Raw genomic sequence first — 1,769 nt, 5'->3', positions numbered from 1 at the left:
CGCCTTCCTTGCGAGGCGCCGGGGCAGCCGCCACGGCAACGCAAGACGCTCTCTCCAAGCGGAAGAGCTGCTCTTTAACAATCGATCAGGTAATTCATGTGGGCGCTTGTCGGGATGTCGGTGACCAGTCACTGAATATCAAGACAAGCGACTCGTCAAGAGACGTTTGAATCTTGAACCAAGTTTGGTGCACTCAATGCACTATCAAGCTTTGAAACTGAAGAGTTTGATCATGGCTCAGATTGAACGCTGGCGGCAGGCCTAACACATGCAAGTCGAGCGGAAACGATGGAAGCTTGCTTCCAGGCGTCGAGCGGCGGACGGGTGAGTAATGCATAGGAATCTGCCCGGTAGTGGGGGATAACTTGGGGAAACCCAAGCTAATACCGCATACGCCCTACGGGGGAAAGCAGGGGATCTTCGGACCTTGCGCTATCGGATGAGCCTATGTCGGATTAGCTAGTTGGTGAGGTAATGGCTCACCAAGGCCGCGATCCGTAGCTGGTCTGAGAGGATGATCAGCCACATCGGGACTGAGACACGGCCCGAACTCCTACGGGAGGCAGCAGTGGGGAATATTGGACAATGGGCGAAAGCCTGATCCAGCCATGCCGCGTGTGTGAAGAAGGCCCTCGGGTTGTAAAGCACTTTCAGTGAGGAAGAACGCTTGTGGGTTAATACCCTGCAAGGAAGACATCACTCACAGAAGAAGCACCGGCTAACTCCGTGCCAGCAGCCGCGGTAATACGGAGGGTGCGAGCGTTAATCGGAATTACTGGGCGTAAAGCGCGCGTAGGCGGCTTGATAAGCCGGTTGTGAAAGCCCCGGGCTCAACCTGGGAACGGCATCCGGAACTGTCAGGCTAGAGTGCAGGAGAGGAAGGTAGAATTCCCGGTGTAGCGGTGAAATGCGTAGAGATCGGGAGGAATACCAGTGGCGAAGGCGGCCTTCTGGACTGACACTGACGCTGAGGTGCGAAAGCGTGGGTAGCAAACAGGATTAGATACCCTGGTAGTCCACGCCGTAAACGATGTCGACTAGCCGTTGGGGTCCTCGAGACCTTTGTGGCGCAGTTAACGCGATAAGTCGACCGCCTGGGGAGTACGGCCGCAAGGTTAAAACTCAAATGAATTGACGGGGGCCCGCACAAGCGGTGGAGCATGTGGTTTAATTCGATGCAACGCGAAGAACCTTACCTACTCTTGACATCGAGCGAACTTTCCAGAGATGGATTGGTGCCTTCGGGAACGCTCAGACAGGTGCTGCATGGCCGTCGTCAGCTCGTGTTGTGAAATGTTGGGTTAAGTCCCGTAACGAGCGCAACCCTTGTCCCTATTTGCCAGCGATTCGGTCGGGAACTCTAGGGAGACTGCCGGTGACAAACCGGAGGAAGGTGGGGACGACGTCAGGTCATCATGGCCCTTACGAGTAGGGCTACACACGTGCTACAATGGCCGGTACAGAGGGTGGCAATACCGCGAGGTGGAGCTAATCTCATAAAGCCGGTCTCAGTCCGGATCGGAGTCTGCAACTCGACTCCGTGAAGTCGGAATCGCTAGTAATCGTGAATCAGAATGTCACGGTGAATACGTTCCCGGGCCTTGTACACACCGCCCGTCACACCATGGGAGTGGACTGCACCAGAAGTGGTTAGCCTAACTTCGGAGGGCGATCACCACGGTGTGGTTCATGACTGGGGTGAAGTCGTAACAAGGTAGCCGTAGGGGAACCTGCGGCTGGATCACCTCCTTAATCGACGACGTCGCCGG

General features: G+C 55.8%; 1 rRNA gene. It reads left to right on the top strand.

Annotated elements, in window-relative coordinates:
• The first annotated feature begins 214 nt into the window (after nucleotides 1-214).
• A 16S ribosomal RNA gene (locus FHR96_RS22205) occupies nucleotides 215-1,752 on the top strand.
• Nucleotides 1,753-1,769: the final 17 nt, after the last annotated feature.

It is taken from the genome of Halomonas organivorans (assembly GCF_014192055.1).
Classification (GTDB): Bacteria; Pseudomonadota; Gammaproteobacteria; order Pseudomonadales; family Halomonadaceae; genus Halomonas; species Halomonas organivorans.
Note: the sequence above shows the minus strand (reverse complement) of the source record. Positions and strands in the feature narration are given on the sequence as shown.